Origin of the sequence: Paenibacillus sp. ISL-20 (assembly GCF_018613005.1) — a bacterium.
Lineage (GTDB): Bacteria > Bacillota > Bacilli > Paenibacillales > Paenibacillaceae > Paenibacillus_AQ.
On sequence record NZ_JAGGRD010000018.1, the window covers coordinates 167,083 to 193,282 of the forward strand.

The following is a 26,200-nucleotide window of genomic DNA, read 5'->3' on the forward strand; positions in this document are numbered from 1 at the left end:
AATGGACAAGTTACACTTAAAAATCATGAATGAGACACAATGGAGGGCTGCAGCTTTGTTCCATCACATCACAGTGCTTAAGCAAGAAGCAACAGAAGGGCTGCGCATCAAACCAGACGGTATATATGTTGACTGTACGCTCGGGGGAGCAGGGCACAGCTCGCTTATTGCTTCCCAACTAAGTTCGAAGGGCCGGTTAATCGCATTGGATCAGGACGATTGGGCATTGAATAATGCCCGGGAAGTCATGAAGCCTTATGTGGACCGGATCACTCTTGTCAAAACCAATTTTCGTGATTTGGAGGAGGTGCTCCGAAACGAAGTGGAGGTTGACGAGAACGGGCAGCCGCGAGTTGACGGTATACTGTTCGATTTGGGCGTATCCTCTCCGCAGTTCGATGAAGGGGAGAGAGGCTTTAGTTACAACCATGATGCCCCGCTGGATATGCGCATGGATCAATCCGCTGAGCTTACCGCAGCCAAGATTGTAAACGAATGGCCAGAACAGGAAATCGCACGAATAATGTATGAATACGGCGAAGAGAAATTTTCAAGGCGAATTGCCAAGGTCATTGTTGAAAGAAGGGCACAGAGTCCTATTCAGACAACGGGTGAGCTTGTCGAAATGATTAAGGAAGGGATTCCAGCCGCAGCTCGGAGAACGGGCGGCCATCCGGCGAAACGAAGTTTTCAAGCGTTTCGGATTGCGGTAAATGATGAGCTTGGCGCATTCAAGGATGCGCTTCACCAAGCTGTGAGATGTCTTGCACCAGGAGGAAGAGTCTCGGTAATCACGTTTCACTCACTCGAAGACCGGATATGCAAACAGATTTTTAACAGCTACATTCCCAAGTGCACGTGCCCTCCAGACTTTCCGATGTGTGTGTGCGGAGGCGGCCAAGGTGATCTGAAACTGGTGAACCGCAAACCGCTTATCCCCTCTGCGGAAGAGATTGAGAGTAATCCAAGAGCGCGTTCGGCGAAACTGCGGATTGCGGAGAAACTGTAGAAACATAAAATCCCTGAAGAAGGAGAATCAGCCATGGCCTACACGCGCGGCAATTTAGCCGTACAGGAGAGACAGAAGGAAACGCAGCAGTCCGCCTATCTCGAGAAGACAAAAGTCGTCAAACGTCGTTCCCAGCTTCCGCAAAAAGAAAAGCTGCTGTATATGTTGTCCGTGGTGTTTGTGGTTGCCGTCATGGGCGTCATTGGTATGAGTCATGTTCATTCCTATGACTTAAACCGGCAAATTCATGATACCGACAATAATATACTCAAAGCGAAACGAGATATTGATCAGCTTCATGTTGAAAAGCAAACACTGGAGACGCAAATATTGGACAAGGCAAAAGAGTTGGGTTATGTGCCTATTGAGGATAACAATACGATCCATCTATCACCCGTCTCGGGTTCATCCGGGACACAGAATTCGGACTCGGGACAAAATGATTGAAGTGTGAGGTTTTGACCGATGATAAAAAAAATCAAACTGCGTACCGTGCTAATAGGGGGATGTATAACCCTCTTTTTTGCTTTATTGATTGGTCGGGTCTTTTGGCTGCAGGTAATCGATAACGACTTCTGGAAAGCCGAGGCTTTGAAGAAGTGGTCTCGTAAACAGGATCTTCCGGCCACGCGAGGGACGATTATGGATCGGGACGGCGATATTCTTGCCATGGATGCGCCTGCCTTTACGGTCATTGTGAACCCTGCGGTCATTCAGGCTAACGGCATGGAGAATGAGGTCGTTAAAGGGCTGCATGAGATTCTCGACAAGGATGAGGGCGAACTTCGTGAGCTGGTTAAAGCTAAAGACGATAAGGGGGAATACCTCAAAGGCCGTGAAGTCCGCAGTGAAGGATGGAAGATTGACCAGGAGAAGATGGAAGAGGTTAAAGAGTTTAGTGAAAGCTTGAATCAAAAATTAAAGGCCGCCGGTAAGGTTCCCGATTCGGGCATCGGCTTTCAGCGAGAGTCAAAACGATATTACCCACAAAAGACATTGGCTGCTCATATCTTGGGTTATACCGATCGACAGGGTAAAGGTGTTGGAGGCATTGAGCAATATTATGACGACAAGCTGAAGGGAACTGACGGATTCGCTTCTTACAAGAGTGACAAGAAGGGGGTCAAGCTGCCGAGTGAGAACGATTTATATCAGCCTGCAATAAATGGGAAAAATTTAGTACTGACGACCGACGATACAATCCAGTATTATATCGAGGAAGCGATGCTCGACACGTATAACCAATATAAACCAATCAGTATGACGGTAATCGCAGCGGATCCGAACACGATGGAAATACTGGGGATGGCCAATATGCCGACTTTTGATCCCAATACATATTCGGAATGGAATCAAAAGAATTTTAACAATCATGCCGTGCGGTCCACCTATGAGCCGGGATCGACCTTTAAAATTGTAACGCTGGCCAGTGCAGTTCAGGAGAAGCTGTTTAACCCGGGTGCTATTTATCAATCCGGCTCCATAAGAGCGGGTGGAAGAACTCACCGGGACATTAACAGCGTAGGCTGGGGCCCTATCACCTACTTGGAAGGCGTGAAGAAGTCGAGTAACGTTGCTTTTGTCAAATTGGGATTCGAAATGCTTGGCAAGGAACGATTTACCAACTATATTCGGGAATTTGGGTTTACTCAGAGAACGGGGATCGACCTCCCAGTCGAAGTTTTGGGTACCTTGAACATGACTTATGACTCCGATATTTCTACCATGACCTATGGTTACGCCGTATCCGTAACGCCTATTCAACAGATTGCGGCCATCTCAGCCGTTGCCAATGGGGGCAAGCTCATGACGCCTCACATGGTGAAACAGATCGAAGATCCTAATACAGGTGAGGTTCAGAAAATCGAGCCGGAAGTGGTCCGGCAGGTTATTTCTCCAGAGGCCGCAAGAGAAACAGGGACTTACCTTGAGCAGGTCGTAGCCGACCAATCCATTGGTACAGGTAAGCTTGCATATATTGACGGCTACCGGGTTGCGGGCAAAACGGGTACCGCTATAAAATCCGGCGGCGGCTATAAAGACCGTTCGAAACAAATCGTTTCGTTCATCGGGTACGCTCCCGTCGAGAATCCGAAGATTGCCGTGCTGGTCATTATCGACGAACCGAACGTGGAACAGGGCGGCGGTAAGCTGGCAGCACCGATATTCAAAGAAATCGTCTCCAAGACCTTGAATTATTGGGGCGTTCCCAAATCGAATGCAACTCAGGATAAAGAAAAATCGAATGCAGGCACGACGCTGAAGGATTCCCTAAAAGCACCAGACTTTACAGGGATGAAGCTGAGCGACGTAAAAGCCAAGCTGCTGAAGGATGGAGTAGCGTTTGAGACCTTGGGCAACGGAAGCACGGTGAAGGAGCAATATCCGCCTGCAAATGCGATCATTAGTGCTGGTCAACGGATCTATCTTCTTACAGAGGATAGCCCAACGATGAAAATCCCGAATTTAGAGGGTGAATCGCTCAGGGATGCCATGGAAGTGCTCACTTTGATGAAAGTAAAGGTTAATGTTCAGGGTGAGGGCTACGTTGTTTCGCAATTGGAAGCCAAGGAGAATGGCCAGCGAATCGTACAGTTAACCCTGAAATCGGCTCAAGAGTTAATAACGGGAAGCAGCAGCTCTGATGAAACATCATCCGATGGCAACGAAGATCCTAACGGGGAAGAATCCACCGATGAAGAAACTGAAACAACAGGCAATGCAGAAGGGGAATAGCTTGTTCTAACCCGGGTTTGTCCCGAATACTCATGTGAAGAACGCATAATCATGAGCTTTCGGGTTCAAACAGGGAGGGAAGCTTAGGTGAAAGTATCCAAGGTATCGCAGCGGAGAAGACTGCTCTGGAGCCTGCTGCTGCTGCTCTTGCTGTTCTCTGCACTGATCATCAGACTGGCATATGTGCAGATTGGGAAAGGCGCGGAGCTGTCGGCGAAGGCGGAGAACCTCTGGCGCCGTGACATTCCGTTTGCGGCACAGCGTGGTGAAATTTTGGATCGTAACGGAACCGCATTAGTTACGAATATAACGACACCGACCATTTGGGCGATTCCTGTACAAATCAAAGATCCGGACCATACGGCCGAGACCTTGGCTGGGCTTATCAGCATGGACAAAGCCGATATCAAGAAAATCATTACGAAACGTTCGAGGTTGGAACGGATAAATCCCGGTGGACGAAAAATTACGATGGAGCTGGCTCAGGAAATTCGTGATTTGAAGCTGCCGGGTATCGTTGTTGCTGAGGATAACAAACGGTATTATCCCTATGGCGATCTCGCAGCCCATATTTTGGGGTTCACAGGGGCCTACAGTCAGGGACTTACCGGCTTGGAAGCCATGCATGACGACAAGCTGAAGGGCTTTGAAGGCGGAATATCCTATCTGTCCGATGCAGGCGGAAGAATCATGCCGGGTTCCTCGGAGAAGTATGTCGAGCCTCGTGATGGTCTGAATCTGGAGCTAACGATCGATAAATCGATCCAGTCCATTATGGAGCGGGAGCTTGACCAAGCCATGGTGAAGTATCAGGCGAATGGGGCTTGGTCGATTGCTATGAATCCCAAGACGGGCGAGATTTTGGCGATGGCCAGCAGGCCGGGTTATTCTCCTGCCAATTACCAGCAGTTTTCAGCCGAGACGTATAATCGCAACCTGCCGATCTGGATGACCTATGAACCGGGCTCGACGTTTAAGATTATTACGCTTGCCGCTGCCCTTGAAGAGGACAAGGTTAATCTGAAGAACGATCACTTCTTTGACAGTGGGGCGGTAGAGGTCGGTGGAGCAAGACTGCGCTGCTGGAAAAAAGGCGGCCATGGCAGCCAGACCTTCATGGAGGTTGTCCAGAACTCCTGCAACCCGGGCTTTGTGGCGTTAGGTCAGAAGCTGGGCAAGGAAAGCTTGTTCCAGTATATCCGCGATTTTGGCTTTGGGGCCAAAACGGGCATCGATTTGAATGGGGAAGAGAATGGCATCCTGTTCAAACTCGCTAACGTCGGTCCGGTTGAGTTAGCCACAACGGCATTTGGGCAGGGGGTATCAGTTACGCCGATCCAGCAGGTTGCGGCAGTGTCCGCGGCCATTAACGGCGGCAAATTGTTTAAGCCGCATGTGGCCAAGGCGTGGGTCAATCCGGAGACGGGAGAGACGGTCGAGGAAGTTAAGCCGGAGCTCGTCAGACAAGTGATCTCGGAAGAAACATCCAAGCAAGTGCGCGAGGCGCTCGAGAGCGTTGTCGCCAAAGGGACCGGACGCCCGGCCTTCATTGACGGTTATCGCGTCGGAGGGAAGACGGGGACGGCCCAGAAGGTTATTAACGGCCGGTACTCATCGACCGAGCATATTGTATCGTTTATCGGATTCGCACCTGCCGATGATCCTGAGATTGTGGTGTACACTGCGGTAGATAATCCGAAGGGCATTCAGTTCGGTGGTGTCGTAGCTGCTCCAATTGTACAGAACATCCTGGAGGATGCACTGCACTATATGAAGGTTCCTCCCCGTAAAGATCAGCTTGCCCGCGAATATAAATATGGCGAGACGCCAACCGTGACTGTGCCGAATCTGGTCGGAGCAACCATTCAGGATCTGTATGAGGATCTGAATATGAATTTCATGCTGGCCAAGTCCGGGACCGGCAACACGGTCATTTCCCAGGCGCCAAAGCCGGGAAGCCGGGTGGAGCGGGGGGCTACCATTCGGATTTATATGGGTGAAGACCCGGAGGAATCCAAGCACGAACATTAAGGCATCATCCGGTTCACGAGCGAGGACGGATGATGCAGATATATAGAGAGAGGGATAACAATGAAATTGAAGCAATTATCATCCGTATTGGCTGCTGCTGTTATCAAAGGATCCGGAGATGTTGAAATAACGGGGATTGAAACAGACTCGAGACAAGTGAAAGCGGGGGATTTGTTCATTTGTCTGCCGGGCCATACGGTAGATGGACACCAGTTTGCAGCCCAGGCCGCCGACCAAGGCGCTGCGGCATTGGTCGTTGAGCGTAAGCTTGAGGTAGACCTTCCGCAAGTCATCGTGAAGGACAGCCGCTTTGCGATGGCGGGTTTGGCGAATGCCTTTTTTAATCAGCCAAGCTCCCGCATGAAGATGATCGGTGTAACCGGAACGAACGGCAAGACCACGATAACGTATTTGATTGAGTCGATCATGAACGATTACGGTCTGAAGACCGGACTCATCGGCACGATTCAGCTGAAATATGACGGCCGGTCGTTCCCGATGCCGAGAACAACACCCGAGGCGTTGGAGCTTCAGCGTTACTTGAACGATATGGCGAACGCAGGCACTGAGTGCTGCGTGATGGAGGTATCCTCGCATGCGCTCGAACAGGGGCGGGTGAAGGGAACGGATTTCCGGACGGCCATATTCACAAACCTGACGCAGGATCATCTGGACTATCATCATACGATGGAAGAATACCGCGGGGCAAAAGGGTTATTTTTCTCCCGGCTGGGCAACGCTTTTGCCAAGGATGAATCATCGCGCAAATATGCTGTCCTGAATGCGGATGATGAGGCTTCAGCTTATTTTGCCAAGCAGACGGCAGCGGAAGTGATTACCTATGGTTTGGGAGACAATGCGGATATACGGGCAAGCAACATCTCAATCACCGCTCAAGGCACCTCGTTCCATGTGGATACATTCCGCGGCAGTGCAGATATTTCAATTCGAATGGTAGGGAAATTCAACGTGTATAACGCCATGGCCGCGATTGCTGCCGCGCTTCTTGAGGGAATCCCGCTCGAGGATATCAAGAACAGCCTGGAGTCCGTACCCGGAGTCGACGGCCGCGTTGAGGTCGTGGATGAGGGGCAGCTGTACGCCGTGATTGTGGATTATGCACATACGCCGGACGGACTCGAAAATGTGCTGCGTACCGTTAATGAATTTGCTGAAGGCCGGGTGCTCACGGTATTCGGCTGCGGCGGCGACCGGGATCGGACCAAACGGCCGATCATGGGTAAAATTGCCGCGAAATATAGCGATGTTGTATTGGTGACTTCCGATAATCCCCGTACCGAAGATCCGGATTTGATCCTGAAGGATATCGAAGCCGGCTTGATTGAGGACGGAGTGGCAACAGAAAGCTACAAACTCATCGTTGATCGCCGGAAAGCGATCGAAAAGGCTATTGAAATGGCAAGCCCGGGCGATGTAGTATTGATTGCGGGGAAAGGTCATGAGACCTACCAGCTGATTGCGGGCGAAGTGCTAGATTTTGACGACCGCATCGTAGCCAAAGACGCGATAAGGGGCAGACAATAGTGATCCATAAATCATTAAAGAGCATCGCCGACATGTGCGGCGGGACGCTCTCACGTAACCAAGATGACAGCATTATCATTCAAGGGGTCGGTACCGACTCCCGAACCATACAGCCGGGTAATCTGTTTGTTCCGATTGTCGGCGAGAAATTTGACGGGCATGCGTTCGCCGAGAGTGTGCTCGCCAGCGGAGCTGGTGCAGTGCTCTGGCAGAGAGATCATCAACCGATTCCCGATGACCTGCCACTCATTCTCGTTGAGGATACGTTAACGGCACTCCAGTCGCTTGCTGCGGCCTATTTGTCCGAGAGCCGAGCAAAGGTGATCGGCATTACCGGCAGCAACGGGAAAACGACAGTGAAGGACATGGTGTCCGCACTGCTTGAAACCACGTTTAAGGTTCACAAGACGCAAGGCAATTACAACAATCATATCGGTCTTCCGTTAACCGTACTCGCGATGAAGGAAGATACCGATGTGATCGTGCTTGAGATGGGCATGAGCGGACGTCGCGAGATTGAACTGCTTTCGACCATTGCGCGTCCGGATATGACGGTGATTACTAACGTAGGGGAAGCGCATATGCTTCAGCTCGGTTCGCGCGAAGAAATCGCCCGCGCCAAGCTTGAAATTATCAGTGGCATGAAGCCAGGCGGCTTGCTGATCTATCACGGGGACGAACCGTTGATCCGTCAGGTGCTTGCTGAAGAAGCTACGGTGAAACCCGAGGGACTGCGAACGTTTACGTTCGGCAATCAAGAAACCAATGATGATTATCCGACGGGACTCATGTTCCATGCAAGAGGTATCATATTCACTTCGAACCGGCATGCGGGCGAAGGCTTCAGCTTGCCGCTTCTCGGTCGTCATAATGTAGTCAACGCGCTGGCGGCGATGGCAGCAGCGGCCCATTTGGGAATCGGCGATGAAGCCATTCGCAGTGGCTTTGCCAATCTGAAGCTGTCGAGTATGCGGATCGAAGCCGTGGAGACTGCGTTCGGGGTCACCGTGCTGAATGATGCTTACAATTCCAGTCCTACCGCGGTTAAGGCGGCAGTGGACGTGCTTGGAGATATGAAAGGCTACCACCGACGGATTGCCGTTCTCGGGGACATGCTGGAACTTGGTCAGCGGGAAGAGGAATTCCATGCCGAGATTGGAGATTATTTATCTCCGGACAATGCGGATCTTGTGTTCACCTTCGGCCCATTGTCGCTTCATACGGCGAAGAAAGCGAAAGATCGCTTCCCTGAAGGGGCTGTGCTTCCGTTTACGGATAAAGAGCAGCTGATCGAGGCTCTGCTGGAGCGGGTAACGGAGAAGGATATCGTAATGGTGAAAGCCTCGCGCGGCATGAGGCTGGAACAGGTTGTTGACGCCTTGAAGGCCCTGCCTGGCGGCAACAATGGAGTGAGGGGGTGAGCTGATGGACTTTCAATTGCTGTTATTGACAATCGGTGTAGCGTTTGTGCTTGCGGTGATATCGGCTCCGCTGCTCATTCCGCTGCTGCGGCGGATGAAGTTCGGCCAGCAGGTCAGGAGTGACGGTCCGCAGAGCCACTTGAAAAAAGCCGGGACGCCAACGATGGGCGGCGTTGTAATTCTGCTTGCTTTTACACTGACTTATATTAAATTTTCACCTGTCGATACTGATTTCTATGTAATGATCGTAGCCACGCTCGGTTTCGGGTTGATCGGCTTTCTTGACGACTATATTAAGATCGTATTTCGCAGATCATTAGGACTCACGGCTAGACAGAAGCTGTTTGGACAGCTTCTGTTTTCCGGTATTATGTGCTGGCTGTTGATCTCCAACGGGCATAGCACGGCGATAAGCGTTCCAGGGATGGATTGGTCCTTTGATTGGGGGCCTTGGTTCTATTATCCGTTCATCGTGGTCATGATGCTTGCGATCAGCAACGCGGTCAATTTCACCGATGGAGTGGATGGTCTTCTGTCCGGTGTCAGCGCGATTGCCTTTGGTGCTTATGCCATTGTGGCGATCCAGTCTACCTCGTTCGCGGCGGCATTCTGCGCAGCGGCGATGATCGGTGCGGTTCTCGGTTTTCTGGTATTTAACGCTCACCCTGCCAAGGTATTCATGGGAGACACGGGATCATTAGGAATCGGGGGCGCTATTGGTGCCATTGCGATCGTTACCAAGAGTGAGCTGCTGTTCCTCATTATTGGCGGGGTATTCGTCATTGAGATGCTATCCGTAGTGCTTCAGGTGGCCTCCTTCAAAACCCGGGGCAAACGAATATTCAAAATGAGCCCGATCCATCACCATTATGAATTATCCGGGTGGTCGGAGTGGCGCGTTGTCTTTACATTTTGGGCCGTGGGACTGATACTTGCGGGACTCGGACTTTATATCAACAAGGGGTTGTAACATATGAAGCAGCTAGATGATTATCGGGATAAGCATATCGTAGTATTGGGTCTTGCCAAAAGTGGGGTACAGGTAGCAAAAGTGCTGCATCAAGCTGGGGCCTTCGTCATTGTAAATGATAGAAAGGAAAGAGAACAGTGTCCTGAAGCTTCGGAGCTCGAGGCTTTGGGTATTTCTGTTATTTGCGGTGGACATCCCGATGATCTTATTCATCCCGGTGTGACGCTTCTTGTCAAAAATCCCGGAATTCCGTATTCCGTCCCGCCTGTTCAAAAAGCGCTTGAGCTTGAGATTCCTGTCGTGACCGAAGTTGAAATTGCCTATCACCTGTGTGAAGCTCCGATAATCGGCATTACGGGCTCGAATGGCAAAACAACGACGACAACCTGGGTGGGCAAGCTGCTGGATAGCGCAGGTCTTTCCCCGATTGTAGCCGGTAATATCGGCACGCCTCTATCCGAGGCTGCAGCAGAAGCAACTGAAAACGACTGGATGGTCGTTGAGCTGAGCAGCTTTCAGTTAAAAGGAACACAGGCGTTCAGACCGCGTATTGCCTGCCTTCTCAACGTTGCGGAAACCCATCTTGATTACCATGGCGGAATGGATGATTATATTGCATCCAAAGCCAAGCTGTTCGCCAACCAGACTGCGGATGATACCGCTGTGCTCAATTGGGATGATCCCGTGTGCAGAAACCTTGTTCCATATATCAAGGCGCGCATCGTGCCTTTTTCGATGAGTGAGAGCCTTCGTGAGGGGGTTCACGTCATGCCGCCGTATGCTGCCGGTGCCCAGGACTCGGACGAAGACGATCAAGGGCGTACCGTGATTTATACAGATGGCGAAGGGTTTACGCATGAGATCATCCGTGTGGAGAACATCGGACTGCCCGGAAGATTTAATGTAGCGAATGCATTGGCAGCCTGTGCAATTGCCATAGCGGCCGGCGTTGCCCCCGATAAGCTGGAAGAAGCTTTGTCCAGCTTCCGCAGCGTTGAGCACCGCCTGGAATACGTTGCCGAACTTAAGGGCGTATCCTATTACAATAACTCGAAGGCAACGAACTCCAAGGCGACGCATATGGCGTTGACTTCGTTTAAGAAGCCTATCGTATTAATCGCTGGCGGGCTTGATCGTGGGTCGGATTACGAGGATTTGATTCCTTCCATGCAAGGAAGGGTAAAAGCCATCGTGCTTCTTGGCGAAACCAAGGAGAAAATCGCGAATGCTGCTGCCAAAGCCGGATTAAAGGACATCTTCCTCGTCGATAATGGAAAGGACGCCGCCGCGACTTTGACCTCGGCTGTCCAAAAGGCTGCCGGGCTGGCAGAGAGTGGGGATATTGTTCTACTATCTCCCGCATGTGCGAGCTGGGACATGTTTCCTTCCTTTGAGGTACGAGGACGCATTTTTAAAGAGGCGGTGCATAACCTTTAAGTAGGGGGGTGGATAAGCCCCTACTTAGGATGTACGAGGTGGCCTTTCCATGAACAAGAACCGCCAGGCGCCCGATCTGTGGCTGCTTATCTGTATTTTGGCCCTACTGGCCATCGGAATCGTCATGGTATACAGTGCAGGATCTGTCCTCGCATTTCATGACTATGGCGATAAGTTTTATTTTGTGAAGCGTCAGCTGTTTTTTGCCTGTCTGGGGCTTGCCGCAATGTATTTCACATCGAAGACCGACTATCGGGTTTGGAAGAAATACAGCAAGCTTGCACTGCTGGTCTGCTTTTTTATGCTGATTATCGTACTTATTCCAGGGGTTGGCGTTGTTCGCGGCGGGGCCAGAAGCTGGCTCGGCATCAGCTCGTTCGGTATTCAGCCCTCCGAGTTTATGAAGCTGGGGATGATTCTGTTTCTATCACGCTGGCTTAGTAAGCAAGATTATGATATTACGTCTTTTACGAGGGGGCTTTTGCCGCCGCTTGGTTTGATTGGACTGGCATTCGGATTGATTATGTTACAGCCTGATTTGGGTACGGGAGCCGTTATGCTGGGTGCTGCGATGATGATCGTTTTTACCGCAGGGGCACAGATGAAGCATCTGGGCTTTCTCGCATTAGGCGGGGTAGCCGGTTTCATTGGCTTGATTCTAACGGCCCCCTACCGGCTGAAGCGGATAACTGGATTTCTCGATCCATGGTCCGACCCGCTTGGCGCAGGCTATCAGATCATCCAATCCCTCTATGCTATAGGGCCGGGGGGACTTGGCGGACTCGGACTCGGCATGAGCCGTCAGAAGTACGCTTATGTACCTGAACCGCAGACAGATTTTATTTTTTCGATTTTGGCCGAAGAGCTTGGGTTCATTGGCGGTTTGATTGTCCTGCTCTTGTTCGCTGCCTTGGTGTGGCGGGGCATGAGAGTGGCCATGACCGTATCCGATGGCTTTGGAAGTCTGCTGGCTGTTGGTATCGTAGGCATGGTCGCCATACAGGTCGTTATCAATATCGGTGTCGTTATCGGTTTAATGCCGGTGACAGGGATTACGCTGCCGCTCATCAGTTACGGAGGCAGCTCACTGACGCTGATGCTGACGGCGCTGGGCATTCTATTAAATATTTCCCGTTATGCGAGGTGAAGGGTATGCGTGTCGTATTGACCGGCGGCGGAACGGGGGGGCATATTTACCCCGCCGTTGCCATTGCAAGACAATGTGAAAAAGAAGATCCGAAAACGGAGTTTTTATATATCGGAGGTAAGCGGGGTCTCGAAAGCAAGCTGGTACCCCAAGAGAAGCTGCCGTTTGAGAGCATCGATATCACAGGGTTCCGGCGCAAGCTGTCGCTGGATAACGTGAAAACGATCATGCGTTTTTTCAAAGGCGTGAAGCGATCGAAGGCCCTCCTGAAGGAGTTTAAACCCGATGTCGTGATCGGTACCGGAGGTTACGTGTGCGGTCCGGTGGTTTATGCAGCGGCCAAGCTTGGAATACCGACGATGATTCATGAGCAGAATGCGATCCCGGGCCTCACCAACCAGTTCCTCAGCCGATATGCGGATACGGTTGCCGTCAGCTTTGAGGGATCGGAGTCCTCTTTTCCTAAAGCCAAAAGAACGGTTTATACAGGAAATCCACGTGCGACAACGGTATTATCCGCCAATCGTGAACGTGGATTTGCTACGCTCGGCATTCCGATGGACAGCCAGGTCGTACTGATCGTCGGCGGAAGCCGGGGGGCCAAGGCGATCAATAACGCGATGATCGGGATGGCGCCGTTCATACAGAAGCACTCAGGCGTACATTTTGTGTTTGTTACGGGCGATACTTATTTTGAGAACACACGGGAATCCATCCTGTCGCAGCTCGGTACTATGCCGAATCATCTTCATATCGTACCTTACGTTCATAATATGCCGGAAGTGCTTGCGGCTACTTCGTTGATTGTAAATCGTGCTGGAGCTTCATTCCTGGCGGAGATTACATCGCTGGGCATTCCATCCGTACTTATACCTTCACCTAACGTCACCAATAACCATCAGGAGGCGAATGCGAGGCAATTGGAGGAAGCAGGCGCATCCAGCATGATTCTTGAAAAGGATTTGACGGCTGAAACGCTGTTTCGAAAGCTTGAGGAGATCATGACCAGTCGCTCTACCAGAGAGGCGATGTCTGCGGCTTCGAAAAAACTCGGCAAACCGGATTCGGCTACCGTCATTGTTCAAGAAATCCGCCGGTTAACCGGTAAACGCTAAAACGGCAGGGCGATTGTCACACACCTATGGAGCCTGACATAAGATACTCTATAATCGTGACACACCCATGAGGCCGGCATTACTGACAGCGGCCATCTCTTCATCTTGTTGAAGGAATGGCCTTTTGGTTTTGAAAGTCAAGGGGAGGTTTATTTAAAATGCAGCAGTGGAAATCGCTACTATCAGAGGCCAATGTCGGAACCGTATTATGGAACGAACCGCTGGCAAAATACACGACGTGGAAAATAGGCGGACCAGCCGATTGCCTGATTATTCCTGAGAACAAGGAGCAGCTCAGGGAACTGGTCACTCTTCTCCATGCCCATCACATACCATGGACACAATTGGGCCGCGGTTCAAACATGTTGGTTGCCGATAAAGGCATTCGGGGAGCGGTCATCAAGCTGGGCCAGGGATTTGAGGAGCTTCATTTTGACGGAGAGACGGTAACTGCAGGCGGCAGTCTGTCTTTTGTCAAGCTCAGTGTTCTGGCCGGAAAAGAAGGATTATCCGGTCTTGAATTTGCCGGAGGCATTCCTGGATCGGTCGGAGGGGCCGTCTACATGAATGCAGGTGCCCATGGGTCAGATGTGTCACGCATATTCAAGTCCGCTGACATTGTACTGGAAACAGGGGAATTGGTTACGTATGCTGCGAAAGATATGGCGTTTGATTACCGACACTCCATTCTGCATGAACGAAAAGGGATTGTGACTGAAGCGGTATTTGGGCTCCGTCAAGGAGACCGCAAAGAAATTTCAGCTGTTATGGCCTCCTACAAGGACCGTCGCCGACGTACACAGCCGCTCCAATCCGCAACGGCAGGCAGTGTATTTCGCAACCCGCCCGGCGACCATGCCGCGAGGTTGATCGAGGCTGCCGGTCTTAAGGGCCTACGGATCGGGGGAGCAGAAGTTTCTTTACAGCATGCCAATTTCATTGAGAACACCGGTCAAGCGACAGCAGAGGACGTGCTCGCTTTGATGGAACGCATCAAGGAAACCATCTCGGAAAAGAACGGAATTCATATGGTGCCTGAGGTGTACGTTCTGGGCGAGCGGTAAACTCGGAGGTGATACATTGGACAAATTGGTGATTGAGGGTGGAAGGCCCCTATCAGGAACCATTCGTATCCATGGCGCAAAAAATGCAGCTTTACCTATTCTAGCAGCAAGTCTTCTGGCAGAAGGGACGGTAAGATTAAGCAATGTCCCGCATCTGCTGGATATTGAAGTGATGCTCAGCATTCTCAGCCGTCTTGGCTCCAAATGCAAGCATGAGCTGGAGACGGTTACTGTGGATACCTCGTCTGCCAATTCGTTTCATGTCCCGGAAGATTTAATGAAGCAGATGCGATCCTCCATCTTTTTGATGGGACCTCTGCTGGCCCGTTTTGGTGAAGTGACGATCTATCAGCCCGGAGGCTGCGCGATCGGAGAACGTAAGATCGACCTCCATCTTCAGGGATTGCAGGCGCTTGGTGCGGAAATCGAAGAGAGTAATGATAAGATCCATTGCAGGGCAAGCCGGCTGGTCGGAACGGATATTCATCTGGATTTTGCCAGCGTAGGGGCAACGGAGAATATCATGATGGCAGCAGCAACAGCGCTTGGCACAACGGTGCTCACCAATGCCGCCAGAGAGCCTGAAATTCAGGACCTTCAGCATTTCCTGAACAAGATGGGAGCGAACATTATCGGCGCAGGAACGGATACCATCACGATCCATGGCGTGGAGCGTCTGGAGTCTTGCGAATACGAGATCATACCGGACCGGATCGTAGCGGGCACCGTCATGATCGCAGCGGCCGTCACCCGCGGTAGTGTAACGCTTACAAAGACCAATCCATCTCATTTAACTTCCCTTATACATGTGCTAAAGCGCGCCGGTGTTCAAACCAGTATATGCAATGATATAATAAACATAAGCTGTATGAGCCGTCCTAAAGCGGTGGAACGTATTGTGACTTCACCGTATCCTTCGTTCCCGACTGATTTGCAATCCCAGGTCATGGTCTTGTTGTCCTTGGCGGACGGATTTAGCGTGATGAAAGAGACGGTATTCGAAGGACGGTTCAAGCATGTGGAGGAACTCTCCCGTATGGGGGCGGACATTTCCACAGATCTGAACTATGCGTTTATACGCGGTGTTCAGAGAATTTATGGAGCTACTGTGGAGGCAACCGATCTTCGGGCTGGAGCGGCGCTCGTCATTGCCGGTTTGGCCGCGCAGGGAACAACCGTGGTGGAGCAAGTTCACCATATTGATCGCGGTTATGATCGTATTGAAAACATGTTCCAAGGTTTAGGCGCACGGATCTATCGTCAATCTCCGGTGCCAAAACCGCTTGATTTAGCCAATTGAGGTCCTGTGCTTCCCCTCCGCGCAAAGGAGGGGATAACAGGTCTTTATGGAGAGAGTGGATATGTCCAAGACACATATGCCTGTCCTTAAGCAGGACAAGCCCAAACCGAAAACAGCCAAAAAAATCATAGGGATACTTTTGCTGCTATTCGTAGCCCTGCTGACGATTCTATTTTTCCGGTCGTCAGTCAGCCAAGTTACCGAGATTCATTTTACAGGCAATACGTTTAATACAAATGAGCAGCTTATCAAGCAAAGCGGACTCCACATCGGAGACCAGTACTTTGGCGTTGAGCCGAAAGATGTGCAGGAACGCCTGATGAAGCTGGGAACGATTAAGTCGGCTGAAGTGGTCAAGAGCTTTCCGGGCGAAGTCAGCATCGTGGTGACGGAGCATCCTACGGTGGCCTACGAGCTATCCCAAAGCGGGGAACTTCAAGCCATACTGGCCAGCGGTACCTCAGTTCCTGTTACAGCGAGCGGTATTGCCGTTGAGAAGCCGATTTTGACCAATTGGGCTCCAGACGATCCCAACAAAGCCGAGCTTAGCGAAGTGCTTGCGGAGATTTCGGGCAGCCTGACCTCCGATATCTCGGAAATCATGCCGTCACCGACGCTATCTTTTCCGGATCGGATCAAGATGTATACACGTTCCAAGTTCGAAGTCATTACTTCGGTTTCCTTGCTCCGCGACAAAGTAGAGTACCTGAACCAGGTGACCGAAATGGAGCGGCCGGGTGTGATTACGATGCTGGAAGCGGACGCTTATGTGCCGTTTGTAGAAGAAGTTGGAGAAGACGCTGAAGAAGGGCAATAACCCCCTACTCAGGGATTGGAATAAATGGTACAATTGAATGTATTGACAACTTGGTTCGGCTCTTCTTTTTTGAATGACTTTTACGGCCTGTCATAGCAAATGTTGGCAGTAAAAAAAATGTTGAAAAAAGAGGGAAAGACCTGCGAGTGTTGAATAAGTAGAAATGTATTCTTTATTATCAAAATTAATTTGCTAAAAACAGGAGGTGCCAGGGCTTGAGCAACAATGACATCATTGTTAGTTTGGACATCGGTACATCCAAAGTTCGTGCTATTATTGGGGAAGTTAATAATGGAACCTTTAATATTATTGGAGTTGGATCTGCCGACTCGGAGGGAATTCGCAAAGGTGCAATTGTAGATATCGACCAGACCGTACAATCCATTCGCAGCGCTGTTGATCATGCGGAGCGTATGGTCGGTATTCAAATATCCGAAGTATATGTCGGCATTTCTGGAAATCATATCGGACTTCAATCCAGCCATGGAGTTGTGGCAGTATCGAACGAGGATCGCGAAATTGGTGAAGAGGACATCGACCGCGTGCTGAAAGCAGCGGAAGTCGTGGCGCTTCCTCCGGATCGTGAAATTATCGATGTGGTTGCTAAACAGTTTGTAGTTGACGGTTTGGAAGGAATCTCTGATCCGCGAGGAATGATCGGCGTAAGGCTAGAAGTTGAAGCGACGATTATTACTGGCGCCAAAACGGCAATACATAACCTGTTACGTTGTGTGGAGAAATCAGGTCTGAAAGTGAAGGATCTGGTGCTGATTCCGCTTGGTGCCGGACAGCTAGCCTTATCCAAGGATGAGAAAACGATGGGTTCGGTGCTGGTTGACGTCGGGGCGGGCTCAACCACGTTGGCTGTGTTCGAGGGAGGCAGTATTGCCGCAACTTCGACGCTCCCGGTTGGTGGAGATTTCGTTACGAATGATATCGCTTATGGCCTGCGAACGCTAACGGATCAAGCAGAGAAGGTTAAGCTGAAGTACGGATGCGCGCTGATCGAGAGTGCCGCACACGAAGTAACGTTTAAAGTAACGAGAATTGGAAGCAATGTGGACAAGGAGTTCACCCAAGAAGATCTGGCAGCTATAATAGAACCTCGCGTTCAGGAAATTTTCCAATTGGTGCGCCAAGAAATTAAGCGCTTGGGTTACAGTGAGCTTCCTGGTGGTTATATACTTACTGGGGGCACTATGTCCATGCCTGGTGTGCTGCAGGTGGCACAAAATGAGCTGGCGACTTCCGTACGGATTGCGGTTCCCGATTTCATCGGTGTTCGTGATCCGGGATACTGCAGCGGAGTCGGCATCCTCCATAATGCAATCCGGAACGTACGTGTACGCAATACAGGAGGAAGCAACAACAGCAGCGGAAATAGCAAGAAACCGGTGAACCGCGCTAAGCAGCAAAATCCTGTCGCAGCAACTCAGGAGACCAGCCAGAAGCCGGGATTTATTGAACGCTTGAAAAAGATGTTCAGCGAGTTTATATAGCGGATTCATTCGACTGTGGACGTGCCATCCACGCACATTGAGGGGGAGATGGATTAGATGTTGGAATTTGATTTTGAAATGGAGAGCTTAGCTCAAATAAAAGTAATCGGAGTAGGTGGCGGCGGAAGCAACGCCGTTAACCGAATGATTGAGAATGGTGTGCAGGGTGTTGAATTTATTACAGTCAATACGGATGCTCAGGCACTCCACCTTGCCAAATCCGAACATAAACTGCAAATCGGGGACAAGCTGACTCGCGGTCTTGGTGCCGGCGCCAATCCTGACGTAGGCAAGAAGGCTGCGGAAGAATCCCGCGATTTGATCATGAACACCCTGAAGGGTGCCGATATGGTATTCGTTACGGCCGGTATGGGTGGCGGAACCGGAACGGGTGCTGCACCTGTCATTGCTGAAATCGCAAAGGAATGCGGCGCACTGACCGTAGGCGTGGTGACTCGACCGTTTACCTTCGAAGGCCGCAAGCGTGCTTCCCAAGCGGAGCTTGGCATTGAAGCATTGAAAGAGAAAGTGGATACACTCATCGTCATTCCGAATGATCGCTTGCTGGAGATCGTGGATAAGAAGACACCGATGCTGGAAGCGTTCCGAGAAGCTGATAACGTATTGCGCCAGGCCGTTCAGGGCATTTCTGATCTGATCCAAGTGCCGGGTCTGATCAACCTTGACTTTGCCGACGTGAAAACGATCATGACAGAACGTGGCTCGGCCCTGATGGGTATTGGACTGGCTACTGGTGAGAACCGTGCCTCCGAGGCTGCCCGCAAGGCCATCATGAGCCCACTGCTGGAAACCTCTATCGAAGGTGCGCGTGGTGTGATCATGAACATTACGGGAGGAACCAATCTCTCCTTGTATGAAGTAAATGAAGCGGCCGAGATCGTAACTTCAGCTTCCGATCCGGAAGTGAACATGATCTTCGGTGCGATTATTGAGGAAAACATGAAGGATGAAATCAAAGTAACGGTTATCGCTACCGGCTTTGAAGGCAAGCCTGCTCCAATCCCTCCTGGACGTCGTCCTGTGCCTCAAGAGGAACAGCAGCAACAACAACAGCAGTCGGCAACGGACAAGAGTAATGTGAATCTAAAGCCATTTGGCAACCAGAACAGCAATGATCAGCTTGATATTCCTACTTTCCTCCGCAATCGTTCCCGCAATAATGATTAATATAAATAAGCCTGGGCTTCGTCATCATGATGAAGACAGGCTTATTTTTGTATTCAAACCTCGCCATTTTCCCTTTGCTTCATTTGCAGGACTATTCAGCTAATGCTGTCACACTTTCACGAATAAGAACCCGCCAATGGGTAAATATCGTAGAATTTAAGGATATTCTCCAAGCTTTCCTTCCAAGATAGAGATTGCTGATAACGCCAAGTGGCTGCTCTTGGTTCGGGTCTTTTAAAAACTGCCCTTCATCGACAAAAAAAGTCTATAAACCGCCCACAGGTTTAGACAGACTTTGAATTCTATTCTTCTTATACTAGTAACATCTCCCATTGCCCAGCAAACAACAGAAGGATAACCGAAGTGATTCTTCGACTAGGCAGGTGAACAACCTGGTTGTTTATATTGATCTCATATTTTTGGCAAACCTCGTCATTGACGGCATTTTGCTGGCTTTGACCGCCTGGATGCGCAGGGTTAGGCCAAGGTGGTGGAGACTTGCATTATCCTCTGTGGTAGGCGCACTGTATGTCGTCATGATGTTTGTCCCGCAGCTGTCATTTTTGTTTACCTTTCTCATCAAATTTGGACTTTCGTTGATCATGTTATGGATAGCTTTCGGCTTTGCAAGTTTACAGAGTTATCTGCGGAATTTGGGAGCATTTTATATGGTGAATTTTGCCGCGGCCGGAGGCATTATCGGTGTTCATTACTTGGTCCAAAATTCGGGAGAACTGTTCAGCGGGATATGGTATACGACATCGGGAGGGCTATCGTTTGAATTGAAGGTAGGATTCTGGTTTGCGTGCATTACCTTTTTTGTAGTTGTATTCGCGTTTAAAGCCGTTCAGACCACGAAACGTAAAACCGAGAACCGGGAAGCCTTATTGGGAGAGGTGTCCGTATGGATCGGCAGCGCCAAAATATCCTGTGTGGGACTCCTGGATACAGGCAACCAATTGAGTGATCCCTTAACGCGCACACCGGTTATGGTGATGGAAGCAGCATTGTGGGAAGCCCACCTGCCCCAGGGATGGAGTAAACAGTTGATGGAGGGGGAACCGGACAAATTAATCATGGGGCTGGCGGCAGAGGAATTTGAATGGCAAGACCGTCTGCGGCTTGTTCCGTATCGCGGCGTTAACCGGGGGGCTGCCTTCATGCTTGCGCTAAAGCCCGACATGGTACGGATCGAACTGGGAGGATTTGAATATTCGGCATCCAAGGTGTGGATTGGTCTTGATGGCGGGACGCTCTCGGGTGACAGGGCATACAGAGCCATCATTCATCCGGCGTTGACAGAAGGAGAAGGTATGCCGAAGATGAATGCACATTCTACCGAAAAGGGCGCTTCATCGCTCAATGGGGGAACCGGTACGGAATCAGGTGAAGCCGAGAATGCAGGATGATAACGGTGAAGCCATTTTCATAGTGCTCGCGTGCTCCCGTCCTTGCGGCGAACCGCATGGATAAGTCTTTGAAAACCCTTATGACATTTCCAAAGCATGCCGAACTAGAAGAATGCAAATTACGCTATGAAGTCAGTTATCCCTACGGGAAAACGTTTAGGAGGATAAGAGATGCCCGTTAAATGGAGATTAGCCTTGCAGCTGCAGTATTATCGCGTACTTTTTTTGCTAGGTCTGAAGAGTCAGGAAATCTACTATATCGGAGGAAGCGAGGCGCTCCCGCCGCCGCTTACAAAAGAGGAAGAGGAGTTCTTGCTCAAGAAGCTGCCTACGGGCGATGCGGCCACCCGTGCCATGCTGATCGAACGCAACCTGCGTCTGGTTGTTTACATTGCCCGCAAATTCGAGAACACCGGCATTAACATCGAGGATTTGGTATCGATAGGTGCCATCGGTTTGATTAAAGCGGTGAATACCTTTGATCCGGAGAAAAAAATCAAGCTGGCTACATATGCCTCGCGCTGCATTGAGAACGAAATTTTGATGTATTTGCGCCGGAATAACAAAACCCGCAGCGAGGTTTCTTTTGACGAACCGCTGAATATCGATTGGGACGGCAATGAATTGCTCTTGTCCGACGTATTGGGTACTGAGAATGACACCATCTACCGTAACATCGAGGAGCAGGTCGACCGGAAGCTGCTGCAAAAAGCACTCGATAAATTAAGCGACCGGGAACGCATGATTATGGAGCTTCGTTTTGGCCTTCAGGACGGCGAGGAAAAGACGCAAAAAGACGTGGCAGATCTGCTTGGAATCTCACAATCCTACATTTCCCGATTGGAGAAGAGAATTATTAAACGGCTCCGTAAAGAATTCAACAAGATGGTGTAACTGGAAATCGTAAGGAATAAAATAGCCCCCCTCGGAGATAATGTACAGTAATGTTTCTCCTTGGGAGGTTAGTCATCATGACGCGAAACAAAGTTGAAATTTGTGGTGTGGATACGTCAAAACTGCCTGTTCTGACGAATGTGGAAATGAGGGAACTGTTTCATAATCTGCAGCAGAACAATGAACGATCGGCTCGAGAAAAACTGGTGAATGGCAACCTGAGACTGGTGCTCAGCGTCATCCAAAGGTTTAACAATCGGGGAGAGTTTGTTGATGATCTGTTTCAGGTAGGCTGCATCGGATTGATGAAAGCCATCGACAATTTTGATTTATCGCAAAATGTTAAATTTTCCACTTATGCCGTACCGATGATTATCGGAGAAATACGTCGATACTTAAGGGATAATAACCCGATTCGCGTCTCCCGATCACTGCGTGATATTGCTTACAAGGCGCTTCAGGTCAGGGATCAGCTGACAAATGCGAACTCGCGTGAACCGACGATTTTTGAAATTTCCGAAGCGCTGAACGTGCCCAAGGAAGACGTTGTTTTTGCACTTGATGCTATCCAAGATCCCGTTTCGCTGTTTGAGCCGATTTATCATGATGGTGGCGATCCGATTTATGTGATGGATCAAATCAGTGATGATAAGAACAAAGATGTGTCCTGGATTGAGGAAATTGCCCTCCGGGAAGCGATGCACAAGCTCGGACAACGCGAGAAAATGATTTTATCCATGCGCTTTTATGAAGGCAAGACCCAGATGGAAGTTGCGGATGAAATTGGCATCTCCCAAGCTCAAGTGTCCCGCCTGGAGAAGTCAGCGATCAAGCAGATGCAGAAGCACGTCAAAACTTAAGAAGACCAGCCATCAATCGAACAGATAACGATCCCGTTTATGGGATCGTTTTTTTAATTTAAAATAAGCTATTTTACCCAAGCGGCTCATATATTGAACAGAGGGATATGGATTAAAAACGGATGGACGGCTAACCTTCAAATACATCTAAGGTGTGATATGCATGATACCTGATAATCAAATGGTGGGGAAAAAGATGAAAATTTCCGATTTTCAAACGAAGGATGTTATTAATATCATTGATGGCAAGCGGCTCGGACAGATCAGCGATCTGGAGCTGGACTTGCGGCAGGGCCGGATTGAAGCGATTGTGGTGCCGAGCTACGGCAAATTTATGGGGCTGTTCGGCGGCGGGAGCGACCTGATCATTCCGTGGCGGAATATCGTCAAGATTGGTTCGGATGTCGTCCTTGTCAAAGTGGAGGAATTGCGGAGAACGCCCGATGATCAGGAATCGGTGGAATACCTGGACAGACCGGATCGACGATCCTTCTAAACAGACGGATGGGTTAATGTGTCTCCGGCGTAGGTTTTCTGTTACACTGGTCATAGAGGTGGGATGCGCATGGAACCGTTTGTTAGGCAGAATCAGCAGACACCGAGTCTGTTTGTGCTCGAAAAATGGAGAGGGGAATCGGGAAGCGTTGCACTCACGGCCGGTTTCACAGGCCGAGATGGCGGTGTTAGCCAGGCCCCCTATGACAGTTTGAATTTAGCCTTTCATGTCGGAGACGAGCCGGGTGTCATTGTAGAGAACCGGAAACGGACCGCTGCGGCGCTTGGCTTTTCTCTGGAAGACTGGACTTGCGGTGAACAGGTCCATGATGTTCAGATTGGCGTGGTTCATGATAAGGACAGGGGCAGAGGGAGCTTGGACCGGGCTTCGGCTTTTCAAGATACGGACGGACTTGTAACCAATGTTCCCGGCGTTTTATTGACGTCCTTTTACGCGGACTGCGTGCCGCTTTATTTTTGGGATCCGGTTACGGGTGCTGTCGGTTTGGCACACGCTGGGTGGAAGGGGACCGTGGGAAGCATCGCTGAGAAAATGGTCAACAGGATGGCTGTGGAATACGGAAGCTTGCCTCAGCACATTCACGCAGCGATTGGTCCATCCATAGGCGAGTGCTGTTACGAGGTAGATGATCGGGTCATGGATCGGGTCCGCGATATTGGAATCGGTGAGTTTATATCCGAGGAAGTTACAAATTCAGCTGTTTATATCGACAAGGGACACGGGAAATACATGCTGAACTTGAAAGAAATAAACAGACACATTATGATTAAAGCAGGAATATTGGCGGAACATATCGAATGTACATCATGGTGTACAAGCTGCAATCACGATCTGTTCTTCTCCTATCGTAAAGATGGAGGCACGACGGGTCGTATGGCAAGTTGGATCGGGATGAGAAAGAGGTGAGTCGTCCCTTGAGTTTGAAGGAACGTATCGATCAAGTGGAACAGCGAATAACGGAGGCTTGCGCAAGAAATGGCAGGGATCGGAATGATGTAAATATCATTGCGGTTACTAAATATGTCTCCTTGGATATGACAGCTTCGGTACTGGATCAGGGACTGCAGCATATCGGCGAGAATCGCTGGCAGGACGCCCAGGCGAAGTGGGAAGCTCTTGGGGATCGCGGCACATGGCATTTCATCGGCCATCTTCAGACCAATAAGGTCCGGGATGTCATTGATAAATTTCAATATATTCATTCGCTCGACCGCTTGTCCTTGGCCCATGAGCTGGAGAAGAGGGCTGCTGCGCTGAATCTGCAGGTATCCGCCTTTATGCAGGTCAATATCTCGGGCGAGGAATCCAAGTATGGCTTGCCTCCTGAGCAAGCAGCCGAGTTTTTGAAGGAAATCAACAGTCTTTCATACGTAAAGGTGACCGGACTCATGACCATGGCTCCATACGAATCGTTGGCGGAGCAGACGCGTCCTGTATTTCGTGGTTTAAGACAACTAAGAGATGAGCTGAATGCACAGGCGCTTACGGCGGAGCCATTGACCGAATTGTCCATGGGCATGTCCAATGACTTTGAAGTAGCCATAGAGGAAGGGGCGACCTGGGTGCGTCTCGGCTCGATTTTAGTAGGGAAAGAGGAGGATTGACGATGGGCGTGATGAACCGGTTTATGAATTTCTTGGGACTGCAAGAGGAAGAAGAAGTTGTGGAACGCGAGGTTCTGGCCTCGCAGGAAGAGCCGGTGGAGGCAACGCCGTTTGATCATCGGAAGAACCAAAAGAGTGGCAATATCGTTAGCATTCATTCACAGAAGAACGTTAAGGTGGTATTAGTGGAGCCTCGTTCATATGATGAAGCACAGGAGATTGCAGATCATCTGCGCTCCTTCCGAACCGTTGTGGTCAATCTGCAGCGTGTAAGGAATGATCAAGCGCTGCGCATTATTGATTTTCTCAGCGGAACCGTGTATGCGCTTAGCGGCGGAATCTCAAAGGTGGGCGGGAATATCTTCCTATGCACGCCGGACACCGTGGAGATCCAAGGTTCGATCTCGGAGATTCTAGCGGACGAGCATGAATATAACAGAATGAGGTGATTTAGGCTTTGACCTACGAAATTTACAGTATCGTCGGAACGCTGTTCCAAATTTATTTTTATATGATCTTGGTCTACGTTTTAATGTCATGGCTTCCGAACGTGAGAGAAAGCTTTATCGGTGAACTGCTTGGCAAGTTAGTGGAGCCGTATCTATCACCTTTTCGCCGCTTCATTCCGCCGATCATGGGTATGATCGATATTTCCCCGATCGTCGCACTGTTTGTGCTTCAACTGGCTCAGCGCGGCGTGTACGCTATTCTCGGATATTTCCTGTAAGCAGGTGAATCAGCGATGAAACTGGACATCTACGATCATTTTCACAAGGATGAACGGGAATTTGTGGACCGGGCTTGGGAGTGGGTTGTCAATGCCGGACAATACCATGAAGCGAAACTGACGGATTTTCTGGATCCTCGGCAGCGATTCATTCTGGAATCGCTCGTGAATCGTCATCCGGACGTGCAGGCTATGTTTGATGGTGGACATGCTGATGCAGAACGCGTGCGAGCGTTGATCGCTCCGGATTACCGAGCGCTTGAAGGCGAGGATTTCAAGATGAAGGTGCTCAGCATCTCTTCCGGAGATCAGAAGTTTCTGGAGCTGGAGCATGGCGATTATATGGGTTCGATTTTGGGTCTTGGCATTAAGAGATCCAAGATCGGTGACATCCATGTGCTCGCGGACGGCTGCCATGCGGTCGTTGCCGACGACATTAGCGCGTTCCTCCATCTGAATCTCAGCCAGGTCCACCGGGTGCATGTGATGACGGAACTGCTGCCGCTGGACAAGCTTCAGGTTGCCCACACGAATTTTGAAACGATGGATATAACGGTATCTTCCATGAGACTCGACGGAATCGCCAGTGATGCATACCGAATCAGCCGTACGAAAATCGTGGTGCCAATCAAGGCTGGCCGATGCCGCGTGAACTGGAGATTGGAAGAGGATCCCTCCACGAATTTAAAAGAAGGCGATGTCGTTTCCATCCAAGGGTTTGGGCGGTTTAAAGTTTTGGAGACAGGAAGCCTGACGAAAAAAGGGCGGTACCGTATCAAGGTTGGGAAATATGCCTGACCTTTGAAGGAATTGCCGTTTTTTTGTCGAATGAGTACAAAGTAACATTCAAAATTACAATGGATTTACCGATAAATCGTAAATGACCGCTATTGTCTTCACGGACGGGTGG

Annotated in this window: 24 protein-coding genes; all 24 read left to right on the forward strand. The window is 50.2% G+C overall.

Annotated features, from left to right (window positions below; genetic code table 11):
* Positions 1 to 55: 55 nt before the first annotated feature.
* The 24 genes from rsmH (at position 56) to J7E85_RS10930 (ending at position 26,088) form a co-directional block, all read left to right on the forward strand.
* Positions 56 to 1,009, forward strand: coding sequence for a 16S rRNA (cytosine(1402)-N(4))-methyltransferase RsmH (gene rsmH, locus J7E85_RS10815; RefSeq protein WP_215157739.1), 954 nt, complete (start codon positions 56 to 58; stop codon positions 1,007 to 1,009).
* 33 nt (positions 1,010 to 1,042) lie between these two features.
* Positions 1,043 to 1,456: a cell division protein FtsL gene (locus J7E85_RS10820; protein WP_215157644.1), complete on the forward strand. Its 414-nt coding sequence runs from the start codon at positions 1,043 to 1,045 to the stop codon at positions 1,454 to 1,456.
* A gap of 18 nt (positions 1,457 to 1,474) precedes the next feature.
* Positions 1,475 to 3,745, forward strand: coding sequence for a penicillin-binding transpeptidase domain-containing protein (locus J7E85_RS10825; protein WP_215157646.1), 2,271 nt, complete (start codon positions 1,475 to 1,477; stop codon positions 3,743 to 3,745).
* A gap of 87 nt (positions 3,746 to 3,832) precedes the next feature.
* Entirely contained in the window at positions 3,833 to 5,776 is a 1,944-nt protein-coding gene (locus tag J7E85_RS10830) for a stage V sporulation protein D (protein ID WP_215157648.1), read from the forward strand.
* A gap of 60 nt (positions 5,777 to 5,836) precedes the next feature.
* The gene (locus J7E85_RS10835; protein ID WP_215157650.1) at positions 5,837 to 7,321 is read left to right on the forward strand and encodes a UDP-N-acetylmuramoyl-L-alanyl-D-glutamate--2,6-diaminopimelate ligase; all 1,485 of its coding nucleotides are present in this window, start codon (positions 5,837 to 5,839) and stop codon (positions 7,319 to 7,321) included.
* The gene (locus tag J7E85_RS10840) at positions 7,321 to 8,742 is read left to right on the forward strand and encodes a UDP-N-acetylmuramoyl-tripeptide--D-alanyl-D-alanine ligase (protein WP_215157652.1); all 1,422 of its coding nucleotides are present in this window, start codon (positions 7,321 to 7,323) and stop codon (positions 8,740 to 8,742) included. Before J7E85_RS10835 ends, J7E85_RS10840 begins: the two co-directional genes overlap by 1 nt.
* Positions 8,743 to 8,746: 4 nt before the next feature.
* Positions 8,747 to 9,712 carry a phospho-N-acetylmuramoyl-pentapeptide-transferase gene (gene mraY / locus J7E85_RS10845; protein ID WP_215157654.1) on the forward strand — a complete coding sequence of 322 codons (966 nt, stop codon included), beginning with the start codon at positions 8,747 to 8,749 and terminating at the stop codon, positions 9,710 to 9,712.
* 3 nt (positions 9,713 to 9,715) lie between these two features.
* Positions 9,716 to 11,149, forward strand: coding sequence for a UDP-N-acetylmuramoyl-L-alanine--D-glutamate ligase (murD, locus tag J7E85_RS10850; protein ID WP_215157656.1), 1,434 nt, complete (start codon positions 9,716 to 9,718; stop codon positions 11,147 to 11,149).
* Between the two features lie 49 nt (positions 11,150 to 11,198).
* A complete protein-coding gene (spoVE, locus tag J7E85_RS10855) occupies positions 11,199 to 12,296 on the forward strand; it encodes a stage V sporulation protein E (protein WP_076320637.1) in 1,098 nt (365 codons plus the stop codon).
* A 5-nt stretch (positions 12,297 to 12,301) separates the two neighbouring features.
* Entirely contained in the window at positions 12,302 to 13,411 is a 1,110-nt protein-coding gene (gene murG, locus J7E85_RS10860; protein WP_215157658.1) for an undecaprenyldiphospho-muramoylpentapeptide beta-N-acetylglucosaminyltransferase, read from the forward strand.
* Between the two features lie 158 nt (positions 13,412 to 13,569).
* Positions 13,570 to 14,475 carry a UDP-N-acetylmuramate dehydrogenase gene (gene murB / locus J7E85_RS10865; protein WP_215157660.1) on the forward strand — a complete coding sequence of 302 codons (906 nt, stop codon included), beginning with the start codon at positions 13,570 to 13,572 and terminating at the stop codon, positions 14,473 to 14,475.
* A 16-nt stretch (positions 14,476 to 14,491) separates the two neighbouring features.
* Positions 14,492 to 15,775 carry a UDP-N-acetylglucosamine 1-carboxyvinyltransferase gene (murA, locus tag J7E85_RS10870; RefSeq protein ID WP_215157662.1) on the forward strand — a complete coding sequence of 428 codons (1,284 nt, stop codon included), beginning with the start codon at positions 14,492 to 14,494 and terminating at the stop codon, positions 15,773 to 15,775.
* A 61-nt stretch (positions 15,776 to 15,836) separates the two neighbouring features.
* Entirely contained in the window at positions 15,837 to 16,592 is a 756-nt protein-coding gene (locus J7E85_RS10875; protein WP_215157664.1) for a cell division protein FtsQ/DivIB, read from the forward strand.
* Positions 16,593 to 16,807: 215 nt separating this feature from the next.
* Entirely contained in the window at positions 16,808 to 18,091 is a 1,284-nt protein-coding gene (gene ftsA / locus J7E85_RS10880; RefSeq protein ID WP_009589690.1) for a cell division protein FtsA, read from the forward strand.
* Positions 18,092 to 18,148: 57 nt separating this feature from the next.
* On the forward strand, positions 18,149 to 19,279 hold the full coding sequence (gene ftsZ / locus J7E85_RS10885; protein ID WP_215157666.1) for a cell division protein FtsZ: 1,131 nt from the start codon (positions 18,149 to 18,151) through the stop codon (positions 19,277 to 19,279).
* Between the two features lie 392 nt (positions 19,280 to 19,671).
* The gene (gene spoIIGA / locus J7E85_RS10890) at positions 19,672 to 20,688 is read left to right on the forward strand and encodes a sigma-E processing peptidase SpoIIGA (RefSeq protein ID WP_215157741.1); all 1,017 of its coding nucleotides are present in this window, start codon (positions 19,672 to 19,674) and stop codon (positions 20,686 to 20,688) included.
* 171 nt (positions 20,689 to 20,859) lie between these two features.
* Positions 20,860 to 21,582: an RNA polymerase sporulation sigma factor SigE gene (gene sigE / locus J7E85_RS10895; protein ID WP_071222992.1), complete on the forward strand. Its 723-nt coding sequence runs from the start codon at positions 20,860 to 20,862 to the stop codon at positions 21,580 to 21,582.
* A gap of 77 nt (positions 21,583 to 21,659) precedes the next feature.
* Complete coding sequence (gene sigG, locus J7E85_RS10900; protein ID WP_006209087.1) at positions 21,660 to 22,442, forward strand: RNA polymerase sporulation sigma factor SigG; 783 nt, start codon at positions 21,660 to 21,662, stop codon at positions 22,440 to 22,442.
* A gap of 196 nt (positions 22,443 to 22,638) precedes the next feature.
* Complete coding sequence (locus J7E85_RS10905) at positions 22,639 to 22,938, forward strand: YlmC/YmxH family sporulation protein (protein ID WP_251035631.1); 300 nt, start codon at positions 22,639 to 22,641, stop codon at positions 22,936 to 22,938.
* Positions 22,939 to 23,007: 69 nt separating this feature from the next.
* Positions 23,008 to 23,865: a peptidoglycan editing factor PgeF gene (gene pgeF / locus J7E85_RS10910; RefSeq protein ID WP_215157670.1), complete on the forward strand. Its 858-nt coding sequence runs from the start codon at positions 23,008 to 23,010 to the stop codon at positions 23,863 to 23,865.
* Positions 23,866 to 23,873: 8 nt separating this feature from the next.
* Positions 23,874 to 24,563 (forward strand): YggS family pyridoxal phosphate-dependent enzyme, encoded by a 690-nt coding sequence (locus J7E85_RS10915; RefSeq protein WP_215157671.1) that lies wholly within the window; start codon positions 23,874 to 23,876, stop codon positions 24,561 to 24,563.
* Between the two features lie 2 nt (positions 24,564 to 24,565).
* Complete coding sequence (locus J7E85_RS10920) at positions 24,566 to 25,012, forward strand: cell division protein SepF (RefSeq protein ID WP_009589651.1); 447 nt, start codon at positions 24,566 to 24,568, stop codon at positions 25,010 to 25,012.
* An 8-nt stretch (positions 25,013 to 25,020) separates the two neighbouring features.
* The gene (locus J7E85_RS10925; protein WP_076320646.1) at positions 25,021 to 25,290 is read left to right on the forward strand and encodes a YggT family protein; all 270 of its coding nucleotides are present in this window, start codon (positions 25,021 to 25,023) and stop codon (positions 25,288 to 25,290) included.
* Positions 25,291 to 25,305: 15 nt separating this feature from the next.
* Positions 25,306 to 26,088: a YlmH family RNA-binding protein gene (locus J7E85_RS10930; protein WP_215157673.1), complete on the forward strand. Its 783-nt coding sequence runs from the start codon at positions 25,306 to 25,308 to the stop codon at positions 26,086 to 26,088.
* Positions 26,089 to 26,200 lie beyond the last annotated feature (112 nt).

What these genes read in the sequence shown, in the direction of transcription:
- J7E85_RS10820 (WP_215157644.1), top strand. Translation starts at nt 1,043, where the DNA reads ATGGCCTACACGCGCGGCAATTTAGCCGTACAGGAGAGACAGAAGGAA.
- J7E85_RS10825 (WP_215157646.1), top strand. Translation starts at nt 1,475, where the DNA reads ATGATAAAAAAAATCAAACTGCGTACCGTGCTAATAGGGGGATGTATA.
- J7E85_RS10835 (WP_215157650.1), top strand. Translation starts at nt 5,837, where the DNA reads ATGAAATTGAAGCAATTATCATCCGTATTGGCTGCTGCTGTTATCAAA.
- mraY (WP_215157654.1), top strand. Translation starts at nt 8,747, where the DNA reads ATGGACTTTCAATTGCTGTTATTGACAATCGGTGTAGCGTTTGTGCTT.
- murD (WP_215157656.1), top strand. Translation starts at nt 9,716, where the DNA reads ATGAAGCAGCTAGATGATTATCGGGATAAGCATATCGTAGTATTGGGT.
- spoVE (WP_076320637.1), top strand. Translation starts at nt 11,199, where the DNA reads ATGAACAAGAACCGCCAGGCGCCCGATCTGTGGCTGCTTATCTGTATT.
- murG (WP_215157658.1), top strand. Translation starts at nt 12,302, where the DNA reads ATGCGTGTCGTATTGACCGGCGGCGGAACGGGGGGGCATATTTACCCC.
- murB (WP_215157660.1), top strand. Translation starts at nt 13,570, where the DNA reads ATGCAGCAGTGGAAATCGCTACTATCAGAGGCCAATGTCGGAACCGTA.
- J7E85_RS10875 (WP_215157664.1), top strand. Translation starts at nt 15,837, where the DNA reads ATGTCCAAGACACATATGCCTGTCCTTAAGCAGGACAAGCCCAAACCG.
- ftsZ (WP_215157666.1), top strand. Translation starts at nt 18,149, where the DNA reads ATGTTGGAATTTGATTTTGAAATGGAGAGCTTAGCTCAAATAAAAGTA.
- sigE (WP_071222992.1), top strand. Translation starts at nt 20,860, where the DNA reads ATGCCCGTTAAATGGAGATTAGCCTTGCAGCTGCAGTATTATCGCGTA.
- sigG (WP_006209087.1), top strand. Translation starts at nt 21,660, where the DNA reads ATGACGCGAAACAAAGTTGAAATTTGTGGTGTGGATACGTCAAAACTG.
- J7E85_RS10905 (WP_251035631.1), top strand. Translation starts at nt 22,639, where the DNA reads ATGAAAATTTCCGATTTTCAAACGAAGGATGTTATTAATATCATTGAT.
- pgeF (WP_215157670.1), top strand. Translation starts at nt 23,008, where the DNA reads ATGGAACCGTTTGTTAGGCAGAATCAGCAGACACCGAGTCTGTTTGTG.
- J7E85_RS10920 (WP_009589651.1), top strand. Translation starts at nt 24,566, where the DNA reads ATGGGCGTGATGAACCGGTTTATGAATTTCTTGGGACTGCAAGAGGAA.
- J7E85_RS10930 (WP_215157673.1), top strand. Translation starts at nt 25,306, where the DNA reads ATGAAACTGGACATCTACGATCATTTTCACAAGGATGAACGGGAATTT.